Genomic DNA, 7,341 nt, shown 5'->3' on the forward strand with positions numbered 1-7,341 from the left:
TTACGCCTTGCGGCACTAGATCCTAAGTCTAGCGCGTCTGCCGTTCCGCCACGTCCGCAAAACCTGCATGACCCAACTGGTTACCTGCGCCAGCATTCCAGTTGGAGCCCGCCCACCTATGCTAACCCAAGCCGGCTCTGGCTAACCCGGCAGCTGGGCAACAGCAACCTTCAGATCATCTGTGGCGTCCAGAACCACCCAACCTTGCCCCACCGCCCGCTTCCACAGCTCAAAGTGGAGGTGCGGCCCAGTTACCGCTCCGGTCGCCCCCACATAGCCGATGACGGATCCCCGCTCTACCACTTCCCCCGGTGTTACAGCAACTTCGGACATGTGGCCATAGCGAGTGCGCCGACCGCCGGCATGCTCCAGCACAACGGTGATCCCCAGACCCCCCAAGGATCCCGATGTAACCACCTTGCCGCTTAAAGAGGCCAAGATCGGCGTGCCCATGCTGGCCCCCAAATCCACTCCAGCATGAAACTCCGGCTCTCCGCGGATGGGGTGAATTCGCATGCCAAATCCAGAAGTAATCGGCACCGGGTGAGGTAGGGGGTAGAGCAGTCGTTCGTCACCTGCCGCCAGTTCAGGCAACCTTGGCGTTTGCGGTTCAGGAGCTTGGGGCTGGCTGGGATCCTCGATGCGAATCTCTTGGCCGGGGGCGAGAATGATGCGGCGACCGGAGCTGCGTTCCATCAGCACCACCGGCACCCCACCTTCAGGCTGAGCATGGGGAACCAGGTCATGGTTCTTCTGGGGCTCAATCACGATCTCGCGGCCTACTACCGTCTCTGGGCGGGTTTCTGCCTCAAGGGTCGCAGGGCTGCCCTCTCGTAAAGGAATGGCTCCATCCAGCAGCAGGGCTGCTGCCCCAGGCGTGTCTAGGGCCGGTTCCACCATGGGCGGCGGGGGCAAAGGGGTTGGTTGGGTTTGGGCCAGCAGAGCAGTGGGATAAAACCAGAGCAGAGCCAGCCCCAGCTTCAGCCAAAAGCGCAGCCGCCGAGCTCGGGGGGAGAAAAGGCGCGCTGCCATAACCAAAAGCTTCATCACCGAGTTCAACACAGGCCACATAAAAAACACAAGAGAAATTACAGGCTATCGCCCGCCGGCATGTGATAGCTCAAGCGAACTTGGTCGGGTGTAAGCGTCCGGATGGATTGCTGCTGTTGCAGATGTCGCTCCCCTTGTGTTTGTACTCGCACCCTTCCATCCTCGGCAAGGCCCAAGATCGTGAGGCTAGTCCCCCTTTCGAGCCATTGGACTTGCGGCTTGACCATCCAGGCTTCGTACTCTGAGCGAACGGGGGCAAATCCCCCTTGCAACCAGACGTGGAATCCCTGCTCCATCCCCTGCAGAACCCAGCCGGCAATCTCGGTGCGGTCGAGTGAGCGGTGCAGAGGGGATCCCAAAATTTGGGCTAAGGTGATTGCCCCAATGGGAACGGGGTTGTTGACATTCACCCCCACACCGGCCACCCACCCCAGCAGCGGCCCGCGCCCCCCACAGCGGCTTTGCACCAGGATCCCCCCCAGCTTGAGCAGAGAATCCGGGCGCTGCTCGTCCACCACCACCAAATCGTTGGGCCATTTCAGCCGCAGCGGGATCCCAAGGTTTTGCCGTAAACGGCCCGCAATGCCCCAGCCCAAGGTCAGGGTCAGTTCCAGCAGCGAGTGATGCAAGGGCGGGGATCCCAGCCAAACGGACAGGTACAGCCCCCCCGGCTGCGAGTGCCACACTCGCCCATGTTGACCTTGCCCAGCCCGTTGGCGGGTGCTGACCAAAACTGTGCCCACTGGCAGCGGCTGTGGGAACCGACGGCCCCAGTCCAAGAGCAGCCGATTGGTGGAATCGGTCACCGCCACTTGCAGCAGATGGCGGCCCCACCGGCCCGCCTGGGATCCCAGCCGCGAGGGAGAAAGCATCTCTACCCGGGATTAGCTCAACACAATGTCTTCCGCCGGACGCTGGGCCAGCCGCTTGAGGTTTTGGTAGCGCAACATGTCCAGCAGATCATTGCCCGAGCGCCCCTCCAGACGGGCCTCCACATGCAGCGCCTGCCCTAGGGCCTCCACCGCCTGCAGCCGCGGGATCCCGCGCAACACCAGGCGATCCACCGCATAGGCGTCAGCAGCCAACAGACGACGGTCATTGGTTTGGTCGCGGCGCAACTGCCAGAGGGCCAAGCCACTCAAACCCCCCGAAACGGTTGCTCCCACGGGATCCTGTTGTACGGCCTCGAAGATCAAGCTCAACCCCCCCAGAGCTGCTATGGCCAGGTAAAAGTCGATCTGCCGCGACACCGCCCGACTGTAGTAGCCCACCTTGTGCAGGAACAGCCCCGCCCGCTGCAGGGGGGTAAATTGCCGCCACTCGTAGGGCTTGATGAACAGCCGCATCTGCCGTTCCCAGGGCATTTGCCGACGGCCTTTGATCACCACCGTTTGCCGTTCCGAGGCGGGCAAGATCTTCACACTCTCCCGCATACTGGCTGGCAGCAGATCCAACAGGCGCTCAATCTCCGCCTGATCCAGAACGTAGTTTTCGTAGCCGTAGTATTCCGAGTTCATGCCGGGCCTGCTCCTCAGCTTAGTCCCATCGCCTGACGCATCTCTCGCACCGCCCGATCCAGCCCCACCAGCACCGCTCGACTGATAATGCTGTGGCCGATGTTCAGCTCCTCCATGCCAGGGATCCGCGCCACCGGGCCGACATTCCAGTAGGTAAGACCATGTCCCGCATTCACCCGCAAGCCCAGTTGAAGGGCCTGTTGGCTGGCCTTTTCCAGGTGGTCAAGTTCCACCTGCCGCTGAGCTTCGGATGAGGCTTCTGCGTAGCGCCCCGTGTGGAGCTCCACCCAGCGGGCTCCCACTTGGGCAGCAGCAGCAACTTGGGTCGGATCCGGGTCGATAAACAAGCTGACGGGAATGCCGGATCCCTGCAGTTGGCCGACCACATCCCTGAGGCGCGACACCTGCCCCGCCACATCCAACCCACCTTCGGTGGTGATCTCCTCCCGCCGCTCGGGAACCAAAGTGACGTAGTCGGGCTTGACCTCCAGGGCAATCGCCACCATCTCATCGGTGGCTGCCATCTCCAGGTTGAGGTGGGTGCGCACGGTTTGCCGCAGCAGCCGCACATCCCGATCTTGAATGTGACGGCGATCCTCGCGCAAGTGCACCGTAATGCCATCTGCCCCCGCCAGCTCGGCAATCACCGCTGCCGCTACCGGATCCGGCTCCACCGTGCGGCGTGCCTGTCGAAGGGTGGCAATGTGGTCGATGTTAACTCCAAGACTTAACAAGGCTTTACTGCTTTGGGTGTAGAGGAGAATACCCCTAGTATTACATTATTCAATTTACGCCGGTCAGATGAGCCAGGATGCCATGGGCCTCAGGCCGCGAGGGTGTAGGCTTTACTCTATGATCAGGTAGCGACGTCTCGCCTGTGCGGGATCCACTCCGGGCTTGCCATGACTGATCCAGATGCCTCTCTGGCGGTGGGACAACACTCCCTTGTTGACCGGGCGCGAGTGCCGGCTCTAATTGCCCAGTACTTGCCGGTGGAGATCTGCATTTACTACCAAGTTGTTCCCTTGGCCCTGGATACCGACAGCCTCATCTTGGGCATGGTGGATCCCCAGGATTTGGCGGCGCTGGACTATGTGAGCAAGATGCTGGCCTATTCCCAGATTTCCGTCCAGCCAATCCCTCTCACCGCTCAGCAGCAGCAGGATTTAATTGCCTACTACTTCAGCCATCCCCCCGACCCGGCAGAGGTGGAGCGGCTGCGCCTCCAGGCCCAAGCCAACCGGGTGACTCGGGAGGTTCCTGCTCCCGTGTCGGGGCCACCCACGCAGTTGAGGCCAACCCAGCCTCCGTCCGTCCCCGCCGACGAATCAGAAGAGACAGTGCAGCAGTTGCTCAACTCGATGCTGCGGCGGGCTTTGGATGAGAAAGCCGAGCAAATTTTCGTGGAGCCTCAAGAGGGGCCTTCTTGTCGAGTGCGCTACCGCCAGCAGGGGATTTTGCGGGATCTGTTCAAAGATCTCTCCGAGTCCATACGAGCGAAGTTGATCACCGCCATGAAGCGGATGATGGCGCTGGATCCGGAGTTGATCGGGGAGCCGCAGCAGGCAGAGGTGGAGCGGATGTACCGGGGGGAGCCACTGGTGTTGCAGTTGCGCATCATACCGCAGCGCTCCAAAAGTGGCCAGACTGCCGCCTCTAGAGAAGGGGCCATCTTGAGCATCCTGCGAGGGGAAGCTCTCCAGAAATATCAACAAGGCCAGAATAACCTCCGCGTCTCTGAGACCCTAGCTTTGGCCCAACAGACCTATCAACTGCTGCAACAATTGCAAAGTGCTCTCAGCAACACAGTTGACAAGCTTAAGCAGTACCCCAGTCCGCCGCGGAGCGACTGGCCCCTGATGACGGAGGTGTTGGCAGCTATTCAAGCCCAAGCCCAGATGATCGCCATCCACCAGCAGGACTGGGAAAAACTCAATTCCGGCAGTTGACCCCCCAAAACCAGCCCCGAGCAACATCCCTTCAACGGGATCCCTCCCGCAGCAGCACCAAAATCACTCCGGCAATGATGCTGATGGTGGCACCGGCAATCAGGCTGGTGGCTAGACGTTCCAGCCGTTCCCCGATGGTTTGTGAGGTGTCGAACTTAAAAGTGAGCTTTTCGACATCACCTGAGAGCTTTTCGACATCGCCCGAGAGCTTTTCGACATCGCCCGAGAGCTTTTCAACCCGCTCCGAGAGTTTTTCGCTATCCCCTGAGAGCCGATCGATCCGCCTCAAAACTTCCTCTTGTTGTTGGGTGAGACGAGCTATTGCTTGGCTATTGGCCTCGACCAGGCGCTCGACCCGCTCTAGGCGCTCTTCCGTTGAAATCGTCATGGAGGCTGACAGTCGCGAGTACGGTACACCAGAATACCCATCCTATGCTATTGCCGGCTATTCGTCTCTCCGGCAGGGGTTTAATGGGAGGGCCTCCCATTCTGCTGCCCTGGATTGGGTGCGGTAATCTTGAGATCGTGAAGTCTTGTTCGTTAGCTTCCATGCCGTCAAAAGATCCAACTCCTCTGCCCAAGCCCCAGTCGCCATCAGGGGAAACCCCTGCCAGCTCGGGATCCCGCAGCTGGTGGCAGGCGCAACGGGAAAACCTTCTGACGGTGGTGCTGGCTCTGTTGCTGGCCTTCGGCATTCGCACCTTTGTGGCAGAGGCGCGTTGGATCCCCTCCGATTCGATGCTGCCCACTCTGGAAGAAGGGGATCGGCTGGTGGTGGAAAAGGTCAGCTACCGCTTTGGTTCGCCCAGACGAGGCGATATTATTGTTTTCAACCCTCCCGCCAAACTGAACTTCGACGGGGCCTACATCAAGCGGGTGATCGGCCTGCCGGGAGATCGCATTCGCATCGCCAACGGTGAGGTCATCATCAACGGGATCCCGCTGCGGGAAGACTACATCTATGCCCCCCCCGACTATTCTTGCCCTGGCGAGCGCTGTCCTGGAGTTCCCAATCAGGGATCCGAATTCGTGGTTCCTCCCCGCTCCTATTTTGTGATGGGGGATAACCGCAACGACAGCCAAGACTCCCATGTGTGGGGTTTCTTGCCGGAAGAAAACATCATCGGCAACACCATTTTTCGCTTTTGGCCCCCAAATCGCCTACACTTTTTCGCCCCGCCAGAATATCCTGAGCTTCTTCCAGAGGCCCAAGTGTTGGGCAACACAGCCCGGTAGAAAGCCAGCTTGACCCTGTCGGGACTGCTCAGTGCAGCCGCTCCAGCACATAGTCCACCATCTGAAACAAAGCACGGCGCGCCACAGAGTCCGGCAGGCTATACAGCGCTTCGGCAGCCCGCTGGGCATAGTCGCGGGCCAACTGACGAGAGCGTGGGATCCCTTCGCTTTGATACACCCACTCCAGGGCCTGCTTCAGGTCTTGCGGGTTGGACAGCTCCCTGAGAATGAGCTCTCGCATCTGGGGAAATTCCTCTAGGGCAAACAGAACGGGTGCAGTGAGGTTGCCCTGGATGAGGTCGGATCCCACAGGCTTGCCAAGCGTCTCTGCCGAAGCGGTGAAATCCAACAGATCATCGACGATCTGAAAAGCAATGCCCAGATCCCGCCCAAAATCGAACAGGCGATCCGCCACTTCCTCGCTAACCCCGCTCAGCAGGCCAGCAGCCTTGGAACTGCCGGACATGAGGGAGGCCGTTTTGTAGAAGCTCTTGGCCAGGTAGTCTTCCATCGACACATCCGGGTCGAAGCGGGTGAGGCTCTGGCGCACCTCTCCCTCCGGCAAATCCATGATTACTTTGGAAAGGAGCTTCACTACCTCCAGGTTGTCCAGATTGGCCAAGTACCAAGCAGCTTGGCCGAAGAGGTAATCCCCCGCCAGCACGGCTATCCGATTGTCGAAGAGGGTATTCACCGTATCGATGCCCCGTCGCACATCGGCAGCATCAATCACATCGTCGTGAACCAAGCTGGCCGTGTGGATCATCTCAGTAATCTCTGCCAAGCGCCAATGCCGTGGGGTAATCTCTCCATCTGGGGTGGTGGCGCGGGCGATGAGGAGCACAATGGCTGGCCGGATCCCTTTCCCTCCCGCCGAAAACAGATGTTCGGCAGCCATGGCCAGAATGGGGTGCTTGGCACTCACCAACCGCGTCAGGTTCTGGCGTAAACGCTCCAGATCCGCTTCTACAGGGCCAAAGGGGGAGAGCACAGAGGTCATGGAGCCAAAGTATGAGAGGTTTTACAAAATTTCACATCTTTTCCTATTGTAGAGTACCCCATCGTTCCCGGGGAAAACCAAGCGGTATCATGCAGGCAGTCCTTTGCCCTTTTTATGTCGGATCCCGTTCCCCCACTTCGATCTCATTCCGTTCCGCCGCTCCCTTCAGAACCCGATTGGGAGGAGGAGTGGGAGCTGGCGCTGGAAAAGCCGCCGCTGCCTGGGCGGGCCCAGCCTCACCATCATGATCCCCAGTCTCGGCGCAAGTTGATCAACCGCTTGGCTCGCATCGAAGGGCATGTGCACGGGATCCGCTCCATGATCGAGCAGGATCAGCCTTGTCCAGATGTGCTGCTGCAAATTGCCGCCGTCAAGGGAGCGCTGGATCGGGTGGCGCGGCTGATTTTGGACGATCACATTCGCCACTGCATCCGCCATGCCATCGAGACCGGCAATATCGAGGTGGAGCTGGAAGAGTTGCAGCGGGCTCTGGATCGTTTTATCGGCTAGGTTTTGATGGTCATTTTGATTTAAACTAGGTTGTGTTGATCTTTCATTTGAGCCAAAAGAGAGCACTGACGAGATAGAG

Annotated in this window: 9 protein-coding genes; 3 read left to right on the top strand and 6 right to left on the bottom strand. The window is 59.5% G+C overall.

Features of this window, described 5'->3' with window-relative positions:
- Nucleotides 1–141: 141 nt before the first annotated feature.
- The 4 genes from NW838_RS05085 to NW838_RS05100 are packed head-to-tail and all read right to left on the bottom strand — an operon-like array spanning nt 142 to nt 3,301.
- The gene (locus NW838_RS05085) at nt 142–1,047 is read right to left on the bottom strand and encodes a M23 family metallopeptidase (protein ID WP_414427621.1); all 906 of its coding nucleotides are present in this window, start codon (nt 1,045–1,047) and stop codon (nt 142–144) included.
- Between the two features lie 41 nt (nt 1,048–1,088).
- Entirely contained in the window at nt 1,089–1,922 is an 834-nt protein-coding gene (locus NW838_RS05090; protein WP_414427622.1) for a biotin--[acetyl-CoA-carboxylase] ligase, read from the bottom strand.
- Between the two features lie 12 nt (nt 1,923–1,934).
- Nucleotides 1,935–2,567 carry a DUF3318 domain-containing protein gene (locus NW838_RS05095; protein ID WP_011432111.1) on the bottom strand — a complete coding sequence of 211 codons (633 nt, stop codon included), beginning with the start codon at nt 2,565–2,567 and terminating at the stop codon, nt 1,935–1,937.
- Nucleotides 2,568–2,581: 14 nt separating this feature from the next.
- Nucleotides 2,582–3,301 (bottom strand): pyridoxine 5'-phosphate synthase, encoded by a 720-nt coding sequence (locus NW838_RS05100; RefSeq protein WP_414358234.1) that lies wholly within the window; start codon nt 3,299–3,301, stop codon nt 2,582–2,584.
- 168 nt (nt 3,302–3,469) lie between these two features.
- Here NW838_RS05100 and NW838_RS05105 point away from each other — a divergent pair, with 168 nt between their 5' ends.
- Nucleotides 3,470–4,516, top strand: coding sequence for a hypothetical protein (locus NW838_RS05105; protein ID WP_414341703.1), 1,047 nt, complete (start codon nt 3,470–3,472; stop codon nt 4,514–4,516).
- A 31-nt stretch (nt 4,517–4,547) separates the two neighbouring features.
- Here NW838_RS05105 and NW838_RS05110 read toward each other — a convergent pair whose 3' ends face one another.
- On the bottom strand, nt 4,548–4,904 hold the full coding sequence (locus NW838_RS05110; RefSeq protein WP_011432108.1) for a hypothetical protein: 357 nt from the start codon (nt 4,902–4,904) through the stop codon (nt 4,548–4,550).
- A 161-nt stretch (nt 4,905–5,065) separates the two neighbouring features.
- On the opposite strand from NW838_RS05110, the gene lepB reads away from it, so the two are divergent.
- On the top strand, nt 5,066–5,752 hold the full coding sequence (gene lepB, locus NW838_RS05115; protein ID WP_041436160.1) for a signal peptidase I: 687 nt from the start codon (nt 5,066–5,068) through the stop codon (nt 5,750–5,752).
- Nucleotides 5,753–5,780: 28 nt separating this feature from the next.
- Here lepB and sds read toward each other — a convergent pair whose 3' ends face one another.
- On the bottom strand, nt 5,781–6,752 hold the full coding sequence (sds, locus tag NW838_RS05120) for a solanesyl diphosphate synthase (RefSeq protein ID WP_414358241.1): 972 nt from the start codon (nt 6,750–6,752) through the stop codon (nt 5,781–5,783).
- Nucleotides 6,753–6,866: 114 nt separating this feature from the next.
- Here sds and NW838_RS05125 point away from each other — a divergent pair, with 114 nt between their 5' ends.
- Nucleotides 6,867–7,262 carry a metal-sensing transcriptional repressor gene (locus NW838_RS05125; RefSeq protein ID WP_414358242.1) on the top strand — a complete coding sequence of 132 codons (396 nt, stop codon included), beginning with the start codon at nt 6,867–6,869 and terminating at the stop codon, nt 7,260–7,262.
- Nucleotides 7,263–7,341 lie beyond the last annotated feature (79 nt).

The organism is Synechococcus sp. R55.2 (assembly GCF_047462075.1).
Taxonomy (GTDB): Bacteria; Cyanobacteriota; Cyanobacteriia; order Thermostichales; family Thermostichaceae; genus Thermostichus.